Source organism: Pedobacter sp. NEAU-ZC8, assembly GCF_059278965.1.
The window spans coordinates 240473-261621 of the sequence record NZ_JCAJXC010000002.1; the positions used below are offsets into that span (position 1 = coordinate 240473).

At 46.8% G+C, this 21149-nt stretch carries 12 protein-coding genes; 10 read left to right on the forward strand and 2 right to left on the reverse strand.

From position 1 onward, the window contains the following. The first annotated feature begins 1010 nt into the window (after nucleotides 1–1010). From AC5WJX_RS02755 to AC5WJX_RS02770, 4 genes are all read left to right on the forward strand, one after another. Nucleotides 1011–4097: a SusC/RagA family TonB-linked outer membrane protein gene (locus tag AC5WJX_RS02755; RefSeq protein ID WP_494483259.1), complete on the forward strand. Its 3087-nt coding sequence runs from the start codon at nucleotides 1011–1013 to the stop codon at nucleotides 4095–4097. Between the two features lies 1 nt (nucleotide 4098). Continuing rightward, a complete protein-coding gene (locus AC5WJX_RS02760; protein ID WP_494483260.1) occupies nucleotides 4099–5754 on the forward strand; it encodes a RagB/SusD family nutrient uptake outer membrane protein in 1656 nt (551 codons plus the stop codon). An 11-nt stretch (nucleotides 5755–5765) separates the two neighbouring features. Next, a complete protein-coding gene (locus tag AC5WJX_RS02765) occupies nucleotides 5766–6581 on the forward strand; it encodes an endonuclease/exonuclease/phosphatase family protein (protein ID WP_494483261.1) in 816 nt (271 codons plus the stop codon). Between the two features lie 65 nt (nucleotides 6582–6646). Next, complete coding sequence (locus tag AC5WJX_RS02770) at nucleotides 6647–7414, forward strand: MBL fold metallo-hydrolase (protein WP_494483262.1); 768 nt, start codon at nucleotides 6647–6649, stop codon at nucleotides 7412–7414. Here the strand turns inward: AC5WJX_RS02770 and AC5WJX_RS02775 are convergent. Continuing rightward, complete coding sequence (locus AC5WJX_RS02775; RefSeq protein ID WP_494483263.1) at nucleotides 7411–10305, reverse strand: ligand-binding sensor domain-containing protein; 2895 nt, start codon at nucleotides 10303–10305, stop codon at nucleotides 7411–7413. The genes AC5WJX_RS02770 and AC5WJX_RS02775 overlap by 4 nt on opposite strands. A gap of 171 nt (nucleotides 10306–10476) precedes the next feature. Here AC5WJX_RS02775 and AC5WJX_RS02780 point away from each other — a divergent pair, with 171 nt between their 5' ends. The 5 genes from AC5WJX_RS02780 to AC5WJX_RS02800 are packed head-to-tail and all read left to right on the forward strand — an operon-like array spanning nucleotide 10477 to nucleotide 18575. Continuing rightward, the gene (locus AC5WJX_RS02780) at nucleotides 10477–11313 is read left to right on the forward strand and encodes a PKD domain-containing protein (RefSeq protein WP_494483264.1); all 837 of its coding nucleotides are present in this window, start codon (nucleotides 10477–10479) and stop codon (nucleotides 11311–11313) included. A gap of 32 nt (nucleotides 11314–11345) precedes the next feature. Beyond that, the gene (locus tag AC5WJX_RS02785) at nucleotides 11346–14402 is read left to right on the forward strand and encodes a SusC/RagA family TonB-linked outer membrane protein (RefSeq protein ID WP_494483265.1); all 3057 of its coding nucleotides are present in this window, start codon (nucleotides 11346–11348) and stop codon (nucleotides 14400–14402) included. Between the two features lie 38 nt (nucleotides 14403–14440). After that, nucleotides 14441–16105 (forward strand): RagB/SusD family nutrient uptake outer membrane protein, encoded by a 1665-nt coding sequence (locus AC5WJX_RS02790; RefSeq protein ID WP_494483266.1) that lies wholly within the window; start codon nucleotides 14441–14443, stop codon nucleotides 16103–16105. A 55-nt stretch (nucleotides 16106–16160) separates the two neighbouring features. Further along, nucleotides 16161–17450 carry a glycoside hydrolase family 2 TIM barrel-domain containing protein gene (locus AC5WJX_RS02795; protein ID WP_494483267.1) on the forward strand — a complete coding sequence of 430 codons (1290 nt, stop codon included), beginning with the start codon at nucleotides 16161–16163 and terminating at the stop codon, nucleotides 17448–17450. Between the two features lie 24 nt (nucleotides 17451–17474). Then, nucleotides 17475–18575, forward strand: coding sequence for a family 16 glycosylhydrolase (locus AC5WJX_RS02800; RefSeq protein WP_494483268.1), 1101 nt, complete (start codon nucleotides 17475–17477; stop codon nucleotides 18573–18575). 33 nt (nucleotides 18576–18608) lie between these two features. On the opposite strand, the gene AC5WJX_RS02805 is transcribed toward AC5WJX_RS02800, so the two are convergent. Continuing rightward, nucleotides 18609–19697 carry a DUF922 domain-containing protein gene (locus AC5WJX_RS02805; RefSeq protein ID WP_494483269.1) on the reverse strand — a complete coding sequence of 363 codons (1089 nt, stop codon included), beginning with the start codon at nucleotides 19695–19697 and terminating at the stop codon, nucleotides 18609–18611. 193 nt (nucleotides 19698–19890) lie between these two features. On the opposite strand from AC5WJX_RS02805, the gene AC5WJX_RS02810 reads away from it, so the two are divergent. After that, nucleotides 19891–21126 (forward strand): voltage-gated chloride channel family protein, encoded by a 1236-nt coding sequence (locus AC5WJX_RS02810; RefSeq protein ID WP_494483270.1) that lies wholly within the window; start codon nucleotides 19891–19893, stop codon nucleotides 21124–21126. Nucleotides 21127–21149: the final 23 nt, after the last annotated feature.

Below are 21149 nucleotides of genomic sequence, written 5' to 3' on the forward strand. Positions count from 1 at the left end.
GTTGAATACTTTAATAAGGACTTTACCAGCACTGCGGTACCCATCTTATGCTTTGGGAGAAGTATATCAAGAAATAAATACCCAGCGGGCTTTCAGTATTCCCACTCTTGTGAGTTACTGCAGGACCAGATGAAGCTGAATAATGCAGCGATGCACTTTCTCCTTATCATCATAGTTGTCGTAGGAAGATTGCATCAAAATTGGCGAAGAACCATTCGTATTTTACGTTCACACCAAGATGTATAGGATCGAATAAAGGGAAACGAGACCGATCAGATTTATTATGATCAGTTTTGATTAAGGATTCTTCACGTAAGGAGGTGTTTTTTCTCTCGATGGGACAAAGCACTCTTCGAAGCCTGTTCTGAAACACCTTGTGTAAACATCTTTTCAGCTTGCAATGGGGTGGATTTATGGTATTGGAAAGGAGGATTGCTCCGGCTGGTTGATGGAAACGAACCAGAAACAATCCCCGCAATTCCTGAGAGCAACGCACTCAAACCATTCAAAATCTATTCATAGATGCCGGGCGGCATCATTCGTCAGATTAAGGCTTAGATCCCGGAGTTTACAGCTTCCAGAGTCATTCACCTGAATGATATTTGATCTGCTTTGTACTTTGGCAGCTGTGTTAAGCAACAGCATCTGCCTTAACTATCGGTGTAATGGTGTTCAACCATTTTCTAAGCATTCTCTTTTTGTTGTCTCAAAAGTATGCAGCGCTATGTCCTTGTTTTTACGGAAAACCGTACAAGTATTATTTTTCTTCAAGGTTCTTTGTAGCGAAATGTACCATGTATACGGCTGTGTAACTTCCTTGTTAATTGCTCAAAGTCAAGGTTTTGTTACGAGTAAGGCTTCCCTTCAATTCAATCAAGTTGATAACTTGCTAGTAACATCACGATTGCTTAACAAGGGCTTAACACCAGAAAATTCCATTATCAGTTACTTTGCCGCCGGATGAAAACTACTTAAACACGACTAATTATTCACCCTATAATAGTTAATCCATGAGAAAACCCTTACGTTTTACATGCAGCATGCATGTCAAGGCAATGCTCGCCATGACCTGCATTTTGCTTCTTTTCAGCATGCAATTGCTTGCGCAAAGCAGAACAGTCAGCGGAACAGTGCTAGACCAAAGCAACAACCAGGCGCTACCCGGCGTCGTGGTAACCAACAGCAGTACGAAGCGCAGTGTCTCTACCGACGCTTCCGGAAAGTTCAGCATTGAAGTGGCCGGTGGCGAGCAACTGCTGCTCCGAATGATCGGCTACGCCGAACAAACCGTCAGTCCAGGCACACAAAGCACGCTTACCATCAGGATGCAATCCTCCGAACAGGACCTGGAAGAGGTTGTTGTAGTAGGCTACGGCACCCAGAAGAAAGCGAACCTAACCGGTGCGATAAGCACGGTTACTGGCAAGGAGTTCGAAAGTCGCGCGGCTCCTACCGTGGGCGCGCTGCTTCAAGGGCAAATGCCGGGTGTTACCGTCGTAAACTCCACCGGCCTGCCGGGCAGTAATGGCGGAACGATCAACATCCGAGGTATCGGAACCCTGAACGACGCTAGCCCGCTCTACGTGATTGATGGTGTGCCTAGTGGTAACATCAACATCCTCAATCCCTCCGATATTGAGTCTGTCACCGTGTTAAAAGATGCGGCCTCATCTTCCATTTATGGGGTCCGTGGCGCCAATGGTGTTATCTTGGTAACCACCAAAAAAGGCGCAGCCAATGCACAACCGAGCTTGTCGTACAACAACTACTTCGGTATTCAGACGCCAACGGCACTGCCAGAATTCCTGGGCTCAGTAGACTATATGACCCTGCTAAATGAAGCCAAGATCAACGCAGGAGCCAATCCCACCTATACCGACGAGCAAATTGAGATCGCCAGAAGCGGCAGCGACCCCAACTACTACGCCAGCACAAACTGGATCAATGAAATGTACAAGAGTTCAGCACCACAGCAGAACCATAATCTGAATCTCTCTGGCGGTGGAAACAACATGAATTATTACGTGTCTTACTCCTTTCTAAAGGAAGGCGGACTGATCACCGGGGATGCGTTCAATGCCAATCGACATAATGCCAGAATGCGCCTGAGTTCAACCTTGTTCGACAAACTGCAGCTGGATGCGAACCTTGGTTATGTAGACCGTGCCGTAAACGGCTCCAGCGCCGGCGTAGCTGCAGGCAGTGGGGTCATTTACACCTCACATGTAATATCCCCATTGGTGCCAGTGCGTTTTACCACGGGCGGCTGGGGTTACCTTGGCGGATCTGCAAACCCCGTTGCAATTGCGACGGACGGGGGCACCAACGACTTCAGCTCACAAGAGCTCACCGCCAACCTTCAAGCTACCTTAAACATTACTTCTGATTTGCGGTTGAAAGGCCAATATGGGCTGGTAAAGTCGAATTCCTTAAGACAGATCTTCAATAAAACGATCAACTATTACAGTCCGATCGATAATTCGCTGATCTACATGACCAACAATCCCAATAAGATCGACAACAGGGATTATACACAAACCTACCAGACCTTTATTGCAACCGCAGAATACGAAAAAACCTTCGCGGAAAAGCACTACATCAAAGCACTGGCAGGTGCATCTTCGGAAGAGAACAGCAATACCTACTTGCTGGCCAGCAGAACGAATGTGCCTACACAGGATGTTGGTAGCATAAACCTGGGTACTTTAAACCAGTTGAATGATAGCAATGGCTCCCAGAATGCGCTGCAATCTTTATTTGGACGATTAAACTACAGTTTCCAGGAAAAGTACCTCCTGGAGGGTAACTTCCGGTATGATGGTTCTTCACGTTTCGCACCGGAACTTCGCTGGAACACGTTCTTGTCTGGTTCTGCCGGATGGATCTTTTCCAAAGAAAAGTTCTTTGAACCATTACAAAACATCATCAGTTTCGGTAAGATCAGAGCCTCTTACGGGACACAGGGAAATGATAAAGTAGGTTCCGATTTTGCCTATCTGGCGGCAATCAATTCGGTAAATACCATGCCGATTGGTAACGTGATCACCCTGGGTTACAGACAAACGGGCATTCCAAATCAATGGCTTACCTGGGAGTCGGTCGTGAAGCAGGATATCGGTATCGACCTTACCATGCTGAACAACCGCTTAAGCCTGACAGCAGATTATTACAAGAATACCACCAACAACATCTTACTGGAAGTCCCACTTCCGGATGTGCTTGGTACAAGTTACCCGCCACAAAATGCCGGTAAAGTAGAAAACAAAGGTTGGGAGCTGCAAATGGGCTGGCAGGACAACATCCGCGAGTTTACTTATGGCGTTAACTTTAACCTGTCGGATGTCCGCAACAAGGTGTTGAGCTTAGGCGACGCTCCGGCTACGGTAGGTGATCAGGTGCGCATGGTTGGCCACCCAATAGATGCTTTCTATGGCTTTGTCGCAGAACGCATCAGCGAGGTTTCTGATTATACGCTTGATCCCGTAACCAACAAATACACGCCGAACTTTCCATACGATGTAAGTTACCCTATGCTTCCAGGTGATATCATGTTCCGCGACCTTAATGGTGATGGCAGGATCACCCCTGCAGACGACCGTCAGGTTATTGGTAATCAGATTCCGCGTTATACTTACGGCTTCAGGGGAAATATTGGCTACAAAGGGGTAGATCTAAGCTTTTTCTTCCAGGGTGTTGGGAAAGCTGACGGTTTAATTACCGGTGGGGCTCGTCACGCATTGATCAACGACAGCTCCAATCCTCAGGCCATACACCTGGACCGCTGGACACCGACAAACACCAATGCAAGTTATCCGAGGCTGGCCTACGGTTACAGCTACAACCAGCGACTATCCACCTACTGGCTGGAAGATGCTTCTTACCTGCGTTTAAAGAACGTGCAGGTGGGTTATACCTTCCCAAAAGCCCTTACAGAGAAGCTTCGCATTGACCGGCTAAGGTTCTATGCCTCGGCAGATAACCTGTTTACCAGATCTAATTATTTCTACGGGTACGATCCCGAGACCCCTGTGTCATCCGGCGGATTTTATCCGCAAGTAAAGACATTCATTTTTGGTCTGAACATCAATTTCAAATAACATGAAGAAGCAAATTACCTATATGATGCTCAGCCTGGCTTTAGTTGCCAGCTCATGCAAAAAAGACTTTTTAGATCGCCAGCCGCTGGATACCATTTCAGACGATACCTTCTGGAATACCGAAGAGCAGCTTATCCTGGCCGTCAATGGCTTATACGCCAATATCAAAAACAGCAATACCGTTGCCCTGGACCAGATGGGTGATAACAGCATCAACTCCTCTACCGGCGATAGCTACCGCATCTTCAGTAGCGGCAACTTCGGGGCAGATCTGGCGTCGGTAGATGCCGAATGGCGTAGCCAATATGCAGGCATCCGCCAGTGCAATGTCTTTTTAGAAAAATACAATAACGCCACGAGTGTAAGCCAGGAGAAAAGAGACCAGATGGCCGGTGAGGCAAAGACCATCCGTGCTTACATGTATATGAACCTGGTATGTTACTTCGGTGATCTACCGATTGTAACCAAGCCGCTGAATATTGATGAGCTATATGAGCCCCGAAAGCCCAGGAAGGAAGTGATCGACTTCATCATCAAGGAACTTGATGAAGCTGCGGCAATGATGCAGGCAAAACCGCAGACCGGTGCTACATTGGGGCGCCTGAGTAAGGGCGCTGCATTAGCATTCAAATCGAGGATTGCCTTATTCGACAGCCGTTGGGCTGAAGCGGAAAAAGCAGCCAAAGAAGTTATGGACCTGGGGGTTTATAGCTTGTATTCCACCGGAAATCCTGCAGTAGATTACAACAACCTCTTCAACTACAAGGGAAAGCTATCCAATGGGGCCAACAAAGAAACCATTGTTGCCAGAATCAACCTGACCGATGTAAGCATGCACAACATCAGCCGGGAATCGCAAGTTCCCGATCAGGCCTCAAGATACAATCCGACCAAATCGCTCGTTGATTCGTACCTCTGCGTGGACGGACTGCCGATCGATAGATCACCATTGTATAAAGAAGACAGCTATGCGGCCTTGTTTGAGAATCGCGATCCACGCATGAAGCAGACCATTCTTGCGCCAGGTGCCGCTTGGGGCGGTCGTAGAGACGGTAATCCTGCAAATACCAATGCGAGCATCTTCACCGCACCAAAGTTTGTATCCGACAAGCTTGGTAGTGTTACCATCACCGGCTATTATTTTACCAAATATGTTGAGGTGAGTACCGTATCTCAGGTTTCGAAGGATCAGAATGATATCCATGTTATGCGTTTAGGCGAGGTACTGCTCAACTATGCGGAAGCCAAAATGGAGCAGGGTACACTTACCCAGGCAGATCTGGACATCAGCATAAACAAGCTGCGGGACCGGGTGGGTATGCGTCACATGGTGATCGCTGAACTTGCACAAAATGGACTTGACCTGCGCAATGAGATCAGAAGAGAACGCCGGGTTGAACTTGCCCGTGAAGGTCAGCGCTGGTACGACATCATTCGCTGGAAACAAGGTGCATTGCTCGCAGCAGATGTAAAAGGCATGAAGAAATCTCTTGCGCTGGTACCCGCTCAGGTGAGTAACATCGCTGCGGATGCAGATGGCTACATTATTGTGATGACAGGGCGGCAATTTGATGAAAATAAGCATTATTTATGGCCGGTTCCATTGAATCAAATTCAGCGAAATCCTAACTTAGGTCAAAATCCTGGCTGGAATTAACCAAATAATCCATGAAGACCATATTTAAACAACTTGGCCTACTGAGCAGCATCATGGTGCTGCTCAGCTGTTCGCCGAAGCTTCAACAAGCCACGCCCGCCAATGTGCGCAGCTTAAAGGTGATGTCCTATAATATTCACCATGCTAACCCACCCGCCGAACCGGGCAAGATCGACCTTGATGCCATTGCGAAGGCTATCAAGGACCAGGATCCAGATCTGGTTGCCTTACAGGAAGTAGATGTAAACACGGCCCGTTCCGGAAAGATCAATGAAGCCAGTATACTTGCCCTGAAACTGGGATTTAAAGGCTTCTTTTTCGCTAAAGCCATTGATCATGAAGGCGGCGATTACGGGGTGGCGATACTCTCCAAATACCCGATATCAAATAATCAAATTCACCGGCTGCCAACACAAGAAGGTACAAAAGGAGAACCACGCGTACTCGCCACAGCACAGGTGAATCTGCCTGGAGGTAGAAAGATCCGTTTCGGAAGCACACACCTGGATGCCCAGAAGAATGATACCAACAGGCTTTTACAGGTTGCGGAGATCAACAAGATCGCAGCGCAGGAAGAATTGCCCTTCATCATTGCAGGCGACCTGAACGCGACACCAGAAAGCGCGGTGATCAAGATCTTTGATGAACAGTTCACCCGTACCTGCAGTGATTGTGCCTTCACCATTCCGCAGATCAATCCAACAAAGGCGATCGACTTTATCGGCTTCAGCAAAGCCAGTAACCTGGAAGTGGTTAGTCATCAGGTCATTCAAGAGCGCTATGCTTCAGACCATCTGCCGATCGTTTCAGTTTTGAAATTCAAATAGCATTGCTGATGACCTGGCAAACAAAGCCTTTGAATTATCGTTTACAATATAAAAACCAGATGATTATGAAACTGAAAATTGCACTCGCAACCTTAATGCTCTCTACTGCCAGCCTATACGCACAGGATCAACAAGCCAAATTGCCCGTTCCGGAGCGTGTAAGTGTTAAAGGCGGCGAGCTCACCATTCAGCCCATAACTCATGCGAGTTTAGTATTGAACTACCAAAACAAGAACATCTACGTCGATCCAACCGGTGGTGCGGAAGCCTACACAGGATTAGGCGCTGCACATGTAATCCTGATCACGGATATCCATGGAGACCATTTCGACAAGAAAACCATTGAAGCGATCAATAAATCCGATGCGACGCTGGTGGTGCCACAAGCAGTAGCAGATTCACTGCCGGCGACCATCAACAAAAAGAAACTGGTGATCCTCAATAACGGTTCAAAGACCAGCCAAGCCGGCATTTCTATCCTTGCGGTGCCGATGTATAACCTTCCAAATGCAGAAAACGCCAAGTTCCACCCGAAAGGCAGAGGAAATGGTTACATCCTGGAAATCGGCGGAAAACGCCTGTACATCTCGGGTGATACGGCAGATACCCCTGAAATGCGTGCCTTGAAGAACATTGATATGGCTTTTGTTTGTATGAACCTGCCATATACGATGGATGTTAATGCAGCGGCTTCAGCGGTGCTTGCATTTAAACCGAAAGTTGTATATCCATACCATTTCCGCGGACAAGATGTGGAAGCGTTTAAAAAGCTGGTGAATGATGGCGATAAAAGTGTTGAGGTGAAGCTGCTTCAATGGTATCCTGGTAGCTAGTTCGCTTTAAATTCTGAGAAAAATGTAAATAAACTTACTTCAGCCGGTATCTGCAGCTTCTTCCGAAGACGGTACCGGCTTATTTCTACCCCACGCGGCGAGATCTTCATCAGTTCGGCAATTTCCTTCGTAGATAATCCCAACTTCAGATAAGCGGCCAGCTTCATGTCATTGGAGGTTAAGTTGCCATAAACTGATTTTAAGTCTTCCAGAAAGTTTGCATGTACTTTATTGAAGTAAATGGAAAACTGCTCCCAACCTTCCGCCGATTTCTCCTCGGAGGAAAGTAACCTGATGATCTTTCTTAAGTTGTAAAGGTTCTCGTCTGAAGGGATGTTGGTGTTCAGTTTGCTTAGGTCGTGCTTGATCTTGGTCAGCAGTTCTTCCTTTTGAACCAGGTGCATGGAAGTTGATGCCAGTGCAGTGTTCGCAATTTCAATCTCGGTGATCAGTCTTTCGTTTTTCAGCTTGATGATTTCCTGTTCCGACTTATCTATTTCCAGCTGGTGCAGGTATCGCATGCGCTCTTGTTCCTGCTCAAAGGCCTCCCGCTGCTTACGAAACTTCTTCTGCTGGCGTTTATAGATCAAGATCACCAGGCATACCGCCACAACCGCATAAGCCATATAAGCGTAAATGGTCTGGTACCATGGCGGAAGTATCACAAACTGGTAAGCCGCTACGGCAGACTCCTGTCCGAAGTTGTTCCTGGCTTTAACCCGGAAAACATAATCTCCATAAGGCAGGTTGGTATAATCCTTTTCTGTTTTCTTACTGAATTCAGACCATTGCTTATCGAAGCCTTGCAGGTAGTAGCTGTACTCCACATTGGCCTGGCTTTGGGGCAATATCGCTGTAAACTCAAAGTGGAAGGAGTTCCAGTTGTACCTGATGCGGGGAATGCGCTGCTGAGTTTTTGCATCATTAACTTCTCCATGATAACCCGCAAATAGCAGGCTGTCGGATTTTCCTATTGCCCGAACCACATTTATGCGTACCTGAGGATTGTTTAAGGCCTGCAGATACTTTTCATAGTTCAGGTGATAAAACCCTTTTTGTGCCCCTACGATGATGTTGTTCTTATTAATCGGATTGATGTGTTCAAATCCGCTGACCAGTTTGCCGTTTAACTCGGGAATATAAATCAGCTTTGGCTTATTGCCGGAGAAATCACATACACCTAAATTCTTCTCATGCACAAACCATACATTTCCATCCTTGTCCTCTTTCAGGTAGCGGATGTATAATCCGTCAAAAAGCTCGTTAAACAGCCTCGATGGCTCAAATTTATCGCTTACCGGGTTGTAGGCATACACACCACTTTCTGTGGTAACCACAATCTGGTTTTTAACCTTGTAAACATGGTTGTTATAAGTTGAGGGCAACTTGTCTGCCTTGGTGTACAACCTGATCTTAGGTGTTTCAGCTTGGCTGAGGTCGATCTTGTACACGCCCTGATAGGGATGGGAGGTCCAGATCACCTTTTGTTGATCTACTGCGGTAAACCTGGCAGATTCATTAAAACCCTTAATTTTCCCAGCAGGCACCAGTTTCCCATTCTGGTAGTGCAGAATATCAATGCCGTTATAGTTACCTGCCAATACTACCGGTTGGTTATTCAGCTCATAGGGAAGAAAATTCCAGTATCCTTTGCCAGCAACCAGATTTACTGCACTATTTCCCTCGACCCGGAATGCACCTTCATGTTTACCAAGCAAGAGCCGGCCTTTCACGACATTCATGCCCCAGGCTTGTCCTGCACTGTAATTGATGTATTCGAAGGCATGCTGCAGCAGGCTGAAATCTTTCGCCTCATCAATGGGTATTCTAAAAACAGCCCCCGATAGTCCGAAATATAGCGCATTGTCGTAAAGCATCGAACTATGACCTACACCTTCACTAAAGGCCTCCGGGTTGAGATGCCTGATGGCGTCGTTGTTCGCAATGAAATCAATGCCGTTGTTCAATCCTAGCCAGAGGTTGTTATGATTGTCTTTGAGCATGCTGAGCACCGCATTGTTCTGCAGGCCCAATTTCCGGGAGAAATTGTAAACGATCGTACCTTTTTTGTTTACGATGTAGCATCCATTGATGTTGGTGGCGATCACCATCATATCCGCATTGAGCTTAAATGCCTGGGACAGCTGTTCATTCGTAAACCGCTCCGCCTGGTAGTCCTGTAGCTTGCGGATGCTGTTGTTGCTGATGGTGTACAACCCGTGTTGCCAGGTGGCGAGCAGCAGCGTATCTCCGTTGTAGGGAGAGAGCGAGGTCGCTATGTAGTCGCCTGGAATATCCGCTTGAAGGAAAGAGACCCATTTATTGCCTTCATACTTTAACAATCCACGTTTATCCTGCGCAATGATCTGGTTGTTCGCTGCACCCAGGAAGCGCCAGCCGGAAGCACTGTTGTACACGGTAATTTTATGCTCAGACAGTTTAAAGATTTTATTTTCCGCACGGAAGAAAATATCCTTACCCTGCGCTACGATATCCCAGATATCAGCGAATACCTTATCGCCTTCAGGAACTTTATCCAGCAGGCTGTGGTATTGCAGCTTGCCATTTGCTGCGGGAGAGAAGTAGCCAAAGTCGCCTTGTGCCCCTACATAGATCTTGTGGTCTGGCGCGATAACCAATGATCTGACGATGGTTTTATTTGCTATAGGGTAAGTTTTCCAGAAGGTTCCATCAAAAGTTAAGAGCCCTTCATTGTTGGCAAAATAGAGCATGCCATTCCGGTCCTGTTGAATGGCCCAGTTCTGTGTGCCGGCACCGTAAGTGGTTTTTTCGTAATTGATGATGTCTGGTAATCCGACTGGATTTTGCCCTAATAACCTGCCGCAAGTAAGCGTGTAAAGTATCGAAATGAGGAGAAGCGATCTGCGCATAGCAATTTGGATAAAAGTAGGCAAAAACTTCATCGTTTCAATCAATGTACACAAAAACCGCGTTTAATGGTGTTTTTAGGCGGTATGATGTAGTATTGATGTACCCCTAAAAACCGCAAATCTGAAAGCTGTGAATACATTTGTAGCTGTTTAACCCAAATGTAAACACGTATGAATTTTCTACAATCTTCGTATAGGCTCAAGTGCCTGTACCTGCCAGTATTTCTGGCTTTCTTCCTAATCCTTGGCTGCAAGAAAACCGTAGGTGAACTCGGCCAGGCCGCAAAAGCATCTTTTACAGTTACCCCGGTTAGCGGTAAGGTCAATACCTTCTTGCTAGAGAGTACTTCTGAAAATGCCTACAGGTACCAGTGGGATCTTGGCGACGGACAGGGGCTCGTTGCTGCTGAGGCAAACAAAGAAGCTTACTTTCTTAAAAAGGGTGAGTACGAGGTAAAGTTGTATGCGCACGGCAATGGTGGCTATGATGTCGCTACCCAAAAAGTAGTGGTCGCGGACGATGATCTTTCACCCATCTTAAACAGTCCGGAATTCAAATTACTTACCGCACATTCCTGGAAACTGGACCCTACATCTACCGCGCCGGTCATTGTGGGTACCGAGAATAATCCCGCAGAATACTTCGGCGGTGGTTCCCTGGCAGATTGCCAAATGGATGATGTTTACACCTTCGCCTTCGTTAACAACGATTTCAAGTTAACCTACAACGCTAATGGATCAACGTTCAACGCCGGAAACGTTCAGCCGAACTATGCATGTGGTGCTGATCGCTCTTACAGCAATGTTTCCTTTACCTACTCCACCGTGGTATCTGGCGCAGGTCTCGCTACCATCACCCTTCCAGGTGCGCCACCTGCAATGTTCATTGGTGTTACCGACGTAAGTTCAAATAACTACAGGATCATCTCCATTACAGATTCCGAACTCGTACTAAGAAGCGGAAAAGCGAATGAAACTGTACACCAGTTCAGGTTTGTAGCCCAATAACATCATCTATTCAAGATTTAAATAAAAACGAAATGAGAAGAACTATACAAATTATAGTGTTTTTGATCACCTCCTGTTTCCTACAGCAGGCGGTTGCACAAAACATCGCTGTAAACGGAAAGATTACAGATAAAACAGGGACAGCAATCGCTGGCGCCTCCGTACTCCTAAAAGGCACTACAACGGCCACTTCATCGGATGCAGATGGAAATTACCGCATTAGTGTTCCTGAAAGCGGTGCTGTATTGGTATTCAGCTATGTCGGCACCAACAGGCAGGAGATCGTGGTTGGAACATCCAGGACCATCAATGTGGTGCTGGAAGATTCGGAGAACGTGTTGAACGATGTCGTGGTTGTCGGTTACGGTACCCAGCGGAAAGCGAGTGTTACCGGGTCAATTGCAACGCTGAACAGTAAGGAAATGCTCCAAAATCCGGTAGGCGATTTAAGTAATACGCTTGCTGGTAGAACTGTGGGTGTAATCACCAAGCAGCCGGGAGGCGAGCCTGGTTCTGATGCGGCACAGATCTACATCCGTGGTAATTCAACTTTTGGCAACTCTACTATGGAGCCATTGTTCGTGGTTGATGGAATTGTGCGTGCTTTCCGTGACTTCTCGCAGATGGACCCTAATGAAATTGAATCGGTAAACATCCTGAAAGATGCTTCCTCTGCCGCAATATTCGGTGTTAAAGGTGCAAACGGGGTAATTTTGGTTACTACAAAACGCGGAAAAGCGGGCAAGTTAACCGCAAGTTATACTTTCAACTACGGACTTTCACAGGTAACCAGATTGCCTAAAAGCCTGGGTTCTTATGAATATGGCGTGCTTTTCAATGAAGCCAAACTAAACGATAACCCAAATGCAGCACCTGAATTTTCTCTGGAGCGATTAGATGGTTTCAGAAGCGGTGTTGATCGCGAACTTTATCCGAATACTGACTGGATGGATCTTGTGCTTGGTGGAACTGCAGCCAGAATGCAGCACAATGTTTCCTTAAGCGGAGGTACAGAGAAAACTAAGTACTTCACTTCATTAGGTTATCTGAACGAAGATGGTTTGTATAAATCGCTTAACTACAAGCGCTATAATGTACGTACCAACCTGGATGTACAGGTGACGAACACCACACGTTTCTCTGTGGATCTATCCGGGAGGTTAGAAAACAAGCTTGCCCCACCTTCAGGCGGCATCTTCGAACATACCATGCGTAACCCGCCAATCTTCCTGGCGCAGTATGCAGACGGACATCTGGCTAGCCCGGGTTCATACCCTAATCCGCTAGCTTTAGTTAGCCCGGAAAGCGGTTACAACAGAACCTCCGGCAACTACATTCTAACCAATTTCCAATTGGCACAGGACATTCCTGGGGTAAAAGGCCTATCGGTAAAAGGGGTGATGGCATTCGACAGGAACTTCAATTACAATAAAACCTGGAATACCTGGGTGCCTCTGTACGTCAAGAATGCAGATGGCACTTATGGAACTACGGCACCTTCCCAATCTTCTTTATCCAAGACTTTCAACGAAGGTCAGGGTTTGGAGTTCCAGGGACATATCAATTATGAGAACCGCTTTGGAAAACATGGTGTCTCCGCTTTAGCATTAATCCTGCAGAAAGAAAATCAGGACAGCCGGCTCCGTGGTGCCAGGAACTCTTACGAAAGCTCAGCACTGGAACTGATCAACTTTGGTCCTGCAGAGAATGAAGTGCTTTCAGACGATGAAAATAAAACAGGCTTAAGAAGTGCTGCATTCCGTCTGAACTATGATTATGATAACAAGTATTTCATTCAGGGAAGTTTAAGACGTGATGAGTCCGAAAACTTTGCACCAAACAAAAGAACCGGCTATTTCCCTGCAGTATCTGCTGGCTGGCTGGTTACTGGCGAAGATTTCATGAAGAACATCAGCGCAGTAGATTACTTGAAAATTAAGGGATCTTATGGTAAACTTGGTAGCGACAGAATCGCTAGCCGGTTTGGTTACTATAACAGGTATGATCTGGTGGCTAACAACTATCCTTTTGGAGGCACCTTGTATAATGGTTTAACGCCAGGTGCCATTGCCAATCCAAACGTTACCTGGGAAACTTCAACCAAGACAGATATCGGTTTCGAAACCAGATTACTTAAAAACCTGATCGGTGTAGATTTCACTTACTTCAAGGAAGACCGTAAGGATATTCTCGCAACGCGTAGCCTATCTGTTCCATTATCATTTGGTGCAAATCTGCCTACAGAAAACATTGGTCGTGTAACCAACCAAGGTATAGAGTTGGTGCTAAGTCACAACAACACCATTTCAAATGATCTATCTTACTATGTAAGCGGAAACTTTACGTATGCGAAGAATAAGATCATCGAAGCTGCCGAGGCGATCAATGTGCCTGCAGGAAAAAGAATCACCGGACGTCCAAATGGTGGTTATTATGGCTACAAAGCGATCGGTATCTTCAAAGATGCTGCCGACTTCAACAACTCCGCTAAAACCTCAGCTTTCCTGGCTACAACGGGTCCTGGTGACATCAAGTATGAAGACCTTAGTGGCCCTAACGGTGCTCCGGATGGTGTAATCGACGATTTTGACGTAACCTATTTAGGTGGTGGTGCTTTACCGGAGATCATTTATGGTATCAGCGGTGGGCTGAACTATAAAGGCTTCGAGTTAAACTTCCTTTTCCAGGGTGCAACCAGATCACAGCAGATGCTTACGCAAAATGCATCATGGGCATTCTATAATGGCGGTCGCGTAACAGAAGAATGGTTAGATCGTTGGACACCTGATAATCTCGACGCTACTTTGCCAAGACTATCACTAAACGCTAACGGAAATAACTATGTAACCAGCAGCTTCTGGCTTAAAGATGCGACCTATTTACGCCTTAAAAACGTAGAGCTGGCTTATACCTTCAAAACAGAATTCCTTTCTAAATTGAAGCTATCAGGTGTTCGGGTTTACGCCAATGGTCAAAACTTGTTTACCCTGACCGACATCCTGAATGTTGACCCGGAAAATACAGCTGCTAACGGTTGGTACTATCCACAGCAGAAGACCTTCAACTTTGGTTTAAGTGTTCAATTTTAAGCTAGCATAATTATTTACTCATATTAAATCAGCATATAATGATTACTAAAAAAATAACATGGATCCTGGGCATCGCATTCTTTGCGTCTACTGCCTATTCCTGCAAGAAAGTCCTGGATGTAAAGCCAACAAACTTTGTGTCTGATGAGGCTGTTTTCAAGGACATTACACTTACCTCACAGTTTGTAACCAATATCTACTCCAGCTTGCTTAGTGGTTTTGAACGCCGGGATGCCGGATTGGGTCAGGACTGGTCCGTAGGTTTCGGATTATTGGATATGGCGACCGACGATATTGAGGCACACGCTTCATTGAACGTCAACCTGATTCAGGCAGGCGACCTAAACTCCTCCAACTTCAACTTCGGCACGGAGATGTGGCAGGCAAACTATGTATTGATCAGAAGGGCAAATACCTTACTGGCCAGGATAGACGCTGTTCCGACTACAGATGAGCAGCTAAAAGCCCGCTTAAAGGCTGAAGCTAGATTCTTACGTGCTTTCGGTTATGAAGAACTGGTGAAAGCTTTCGGAGGCGTGCCGCTGATCACCACGGAACAAATGATCTCCGATGATCTTTCGGTGCCAAGAAGCAGCTACGACGAATGTGTTAAGTTCATTGTGGATGAATGTGATGCTGCAGCTGCAGATCTGCCTTTGAGTTATTCGGATGCAGATCTGGGCCGCGCGACAAAAGGTGCAGCACTGGGCTTGAAAGCGCGTGTATTGCTTTATTATGCAAGTCCGTTAAACAACCCATCAAACGATGCAACACGCTGGTCAAACGCTGCCAAAGCAGCTAAAGATGTGATGGATTTAGGTGTTTACGATACCCATCCAGACTACTACCGTTTATTCATCGACAAAACAGGTAACCGGGAGGTGATCTTCGCTAAGAAGTTTGCAAGACCAAGTAGAATCCACGAAACTGCATGGAAGCTGGCAATGAGTATCGAAGCACCTTCGGTAATTGGCGGTGCATGGGGTGCCTTCCATGCTACCCAGAACTTCGTGGATGCTTACGAAATGAAAGATGGTAAATTGATCACCGATCCGACCAGCAACTACGATAAGGACAATCCTTATGCAAACCGCGATAGCCGCCTGGATAAATCCGTACTCAGAAACGGATCCAGCTGGAAAGGTGTTACCGTAGAAACCTTTGAAGGTGGCAATGCGAACAAACCGACCAATGGCGACCGTACCAAAACGGGTTATGGTTTGAAGAAATTCATTGACGAGAAATATGTATCTGCAGATGCCGTTTACCAGGGTGGAGATAACGATTGGATCTTCATGCGTTATGCGGAAATCCTCTTGAACTATGCAGAAGCACAGAACGAAGTTGCCGGGGCTGATGGAACGGTATTGGCTGCTATAAACAAAGTCCGGGAAAGATCAGGACAGCCTGCACTAACGGCAATGGGTCAAAGTCAGATGAGAGAAAAGATCAGAAACGAAAGACGGGTAGAGCTATCATTTGAAGAACACCGCTTCTTTGATGTACGCCGCTGGAAATTGGGCTCGACCTATTTCAATCAGCCGGTAAAGCGTGTTAAGATCGTGAAAAATGCCGATGGCAGCTTCACCTACACCGATGAAAACCTGGAGAACAGGGGCTATAAAGAACATTATAACTTGCTTCCAATTCCACAAATCGAACTGGAGCGAAATAACAAATTGGTTCAGAATCCAGGATATTAATACGCTCAGCGGAGGGTAGCCTCCGCTACCCTCTTTTCCCTATATTTAAACAGTTATGAAGCTTAAAAATTTATTGTTCGCAGCAGTTGCATGCACATTACCCTTGGCACTGAGGGCCCAGCAAACGACCTCCAAAGGGCCGGTGAAAGTGGAGGTAAAAAAGAATGGCAATACCTATCAGCTGTTGCGAAATGGCCAACCCTATTTCATCAAAGGTGCTGGTGGCACCAGTTATATGGACCGCATTGCGGCCTATGGCGGAAATTCTGTACGAACCTGGGGTACTAAAGATGCCCAGCAAATCCTGGATTCGGCGCAAAAGCACGGATTAACGGTGTTGATGGGATTAGGTGTAGTTCCTGAAAGGCATGGCTTTAATTATGACGACGCCGCTGCGGTTAAAAAGCAGTTTGAGCGCGTAAAAGCAGACGTCATCAAGTTTAAAGATCATCCAGCCTTGCTGGCTTGGGGCATTGGAAATGAGCTTAATCTTTCTTACAAGAACCCTAAAGTATGGGATGCGGTAAACGATATTGCAAAGATGATCCATAAGGAAGACCCGAATCACCCGGCGAGCACCGTACTGGCAGGGATTAATAAAAGAGAGATCGATTATATTAAGACCAATACACCGGCCATCGATATTTTGTCGATCAACACCTATGGTGGACTGGCACAATTGCCTGAGCAGGTTAAAGCTACTGGCTGGCAAGGGCCGTACATGGTAACCGAATGGGGACCAACAGGACACTGGGAAGGTCTGCAGACCACCTGGAAGGCGCCTATTGAGGAGACCAGCAGCGAGAAAGCCGCGGTTTACAAAAGCAGGTACGCCTTTTCTGTAGAACGCGACACGCTAAACTGCCTGGGCTCCTACGTGTTTTTATGGGGACAGAAACAGGAAAGGACACCAACGTGGTACGGTGTGTTCACGGAGAAAGGTGAAGAATCTGAAGTGGTAGACGTTATGCAGTACCTTTGGTCGGGCAGCTACCCTAAAAATAAAGCGCCGCATATCTACGCTTTCAATCTCGATGGGAAAAAAGCAGTCAACAGCATTCAGTTGAAGGCCGGAACAAAGTACCAGGTTCTGGTTGATGCCGCAGATCCGGATCAGGATCCCTTAAACTATCATTATGAACTCTTGCCTGAAGCAACCAATGTGGGTGAAGGCGGAGATCATGAAGATCGCCCGGTGGCGATCCCGCTGAACCTGGATAACCTTAAAACTAACCAGGTGGCCATTACTGCACCAGCCCAGAAAGGCGCTTACCGATTGTTTGTGTACGTTAAGGACGGCAATAATAATGTTGCAACCGCAAATATTCCCTTTTACGTAAACTAGAAAGAACGACTAAATTAAGATCCTATGAAATCGATAATAGCTACGATGACCAAGGTATTGCTGCTTTTCCTCCTTACCTTAACGGTATCTTGTTCCAAAGCAGAACATGCACCTGCATCGCTGAACTTGCAACTTTCAGTAGTGGTTTCCAATGATGGTTCCGGCCTGGTTCAGGCTACTGCAACGGCAAACAATGCTGACCGTTACTATTTCACCTTCGGAAAAAGTAATAACGAAGAAGGCCTGCGTTCCACCGACGGGAAGGCCTCTGTGACTTATACGGCCAATGGAAAATATACCATCAAAGTTACCGCATATGGACCGGATAACACCTCTGCAGTAGCGACAAAGGAAGTTGATGTGACGGTTGCCGTCAAAGATGAAGGCTATCAGAGTGCCGACAGCTACCCCGGTATGAGCTTGGTGTGGAAAGATGACTTCAGCGGAAATGCGCTAAACACTGCAGATTGGAGCTTCGAAACTGGAAACGGCACTGATGGCTGGGGTAATGCGGAACAGCAGTATTATCGGGCGGAAAACACGAGTGTGAAGGATGGTTGTCTCACCATTACCGCAAAAAAAGAAGCCTTTGGGGGGTATCAGTATACCTCTTCCAGAATCAAAACCCAGTACAAAAAGACCTTTAAATATGGTCGTATAGACATCCGGGCGAAGTTGGCTAAAGGTCAAGGTATATGGCCTGCTTTATGGATGCTCGGCGCTAACATCGATGATGTAAAATGGCCATATAGTGGCGAAATCGACATCATGGAGCTAGTAGGTGGCGGTCCTGGCAAAGACAATACCGTATATGGCACCATCCATTTTGACGATAACGGCACTTATGCGAACATCAGCAAACCTTACGCATTGCCAACCGGGGATTTTTCAGAAAAGTTCCATGTCTTTTCTATCCTATGGGATGAAAACAAGATCAGCTGGTTTGTAGACGATGTTGAATTCCATACCCAGGAGATTAGTTCTGCAGCACGGAAGGAATTTCAGGAGCCTTACTTCCTGTTGTTCAACCTTGCTGTAGGTGGCCGATGGCCGGGGAACCCGGACGCAACAACGACTTTCCCGCAGCAAATGATGGTCGATTATGTAAGGGTATTCCAAAAATAGTTATTCAACCGGCAGGTAATCCCTGCCGGTTTTTTATTGCTTTAATTCCTTATCAATCCTGGCGTTCCACACATCCTGCGCAAACCTGTTGATGCCATGGCTCGTTTCATCATCATAAGCTTTCTGCATCGTATTCATATCCCGGTAAGAGTCTAAATACTGCATGTTTAGTAATGCTTCATAGTTGTCTGGGCTCAGCTTTTTTGCCAGCATCTTCTTTTTAAACTGCTCCGCAATGATCTTGGCAATATCAAAGTGCCGTTGTTCATGGTTTAGGTAGTAGGCATTCCGGTCTGTGGGGTTGGCCCAGCAGGCGCTCTTCGGGACATATGCCTTAACAGCTACCCGTACATCCAGTACACCATTCTCCAGATCAGCATCCTGCGTGTAACCGAAACTCGGCATCACTGAGGCCTGAAAATTGCCGGAGATCCTGATCTTAGACTGAAAGTCTGCCCAGGTTAAGGGCCTCTTCGGATCGTAATAAATGGTATCACCCTCCTTGCTTTCCTTATAATCCGTAAAGCTGATCTTCACCGACTTGGCCAGTCTGCGGTCCGAACCCAGGTTCGATGCCATCCAGGAGCTGAAGTACCCGATCCCGCTGTTGATGAGCTGACGCAGGTTCCTTTCCACAGATGCCGTACCGGCCAAACCTCTGCGGTAGCGCAGGGATCCAGGATAGCTGATCAGCGGCTCTACGCCATAATCTTTATCCAGGCCAAAGGACAGCTTCAAACTGATCTGCCCATCCACGCTGTTAGTCCCGACGGCGGTCTCGCTAATCCTGAACTGTTCGATGCCAATCACGATAGGCCTGCCCGATGTTGATTTTGGCAGGTTCTTAGCGAGGTACTGCTTAATAGCGCCCGCCGTGCCACCCTGAAGGTTCATGGACTGTGCTTGTGGTTTATTTAAGTTATCTTTTATAATGATTTCTGCCGGCTTGCTTTTCTCAGCACGATTATCCTTTACTTCTGCAATGTAAAAACCAGTAGGCTTTAGTTGGATGGCTTCGTCTGTCAGGATGATTTGAGCCGAAGCACTGAAGGTGATAAATAGAAAGCTGATGAGGGTAAGGAGCAAGCGGCAAGCGTTAATGTTTTTACTTGTCTCTCTCATACTCAGGTAGGTATAACGCAACCGGCTAAGCTGTAGTATATCCCCGCATCAATAAAAATGAGGCATTTGCATTTCCTGGGATAATGCATTAGTTTTATCGCAGGAGATGGTGTCACCCAAAAGAAACTTTTACTTTTCCGAACAGCTTACTGTTTTTCGCTGGCTTGTACGCTGGTTGATCTTAACTGTACCGATGGCGATTGTAGTTGGCAGCATGGTTGCCTTCTTCTTATGGGCCTTGCAAAAGACCATTCACTTCCGCTTTGAACATCCCTGGTTGTTGTTCCTGCTACCGCTAGCCGGGGTGGCGATCCAGCTCATTTACCAGTCGATTGGCCAGTCTGCCGAAAAAGGAAACAGCCTGATCCTGGATCAAATTCAACAGGATGGTGGTCCTGTTCCAAAGCGCATGGCACCGCTGATACTTCTTACAACACTGATGACACACCTGTTTGGCGGTTCTGCGGGCCGTGAAGGTACAGCGGTACAGATGGGTGGCAGCATCGCTTCCATGTTCAATGGCTTGTTTAAACTCATGTCGGAAGAACGCAAACTGATGCTTAGCGCAGGATTGGCTGCAGGTTTTGCCGCCGTATTTGGAACGCCTTTCACCGGTGCTATATTTGCGTTTGAAGTACTCACCAAGGGCAAAGTCCAATACAAAGCATTTCTCCCGGGCCTTATGGCAGCACTGCTGGCAGATGCAACGGTTAAGGCCTGGCAGGTCCACCACCAGCACTACCGCATCGACGAGCTGCCCCTCGATGCCGATTATTTCAGCCGTACACTACATTTTGATCTGCTGCTGGCATTGAAAATTATTCCTGCTGCAGCCGCTTTTGGTTTGGCCAGCTACCTGTTTACCCGTATGATCAATGAAATAAAGACTTTATCCAACCGCATTTTCAAGCTTAAATGGATGATCCCCTTTGTTGGGGGACTCATCATCATCGGACTTACACAGCTCTTGGGCAAGCCAGATTACCTGAGCCTTGGAGTAGATCCGGAATATCCCGCTGCGGTGACCTTACAATCAGCTTTCCATCTTGGCGGCGCAGACCACTGGAGCTGGCTCTGGAAAACCATCTATACTTCCATAACTGTTGGAACGGGGTTTAAAGGTGGTGAGGTGACCCCGCTGTTTTATATCGGCGCTACGCTTGGCAATACACTCTCAGGCCTGCTGAATGCACCAGTGAGCCTCTTTGCCGCATTGGGCTTTATTGCCGTGTTCGCAGGAGCCACCAACACCCCGCTGGCCTGTACGGTCATGGGCCTTGAACTGTTTGGTGTTGAACATCTGCTTTTCTTTGCCCTGGCGTGTTTTACCGCGTACCTATTTAGCGGCTATATTGGCATTTATGGGCGTCAACAGACTGAAGAAAAAAAATACTTGCATGCAAAGTTCTCGAAGTACCTTCCCCGGTAAGGATGTCTTATATCATCATCAAT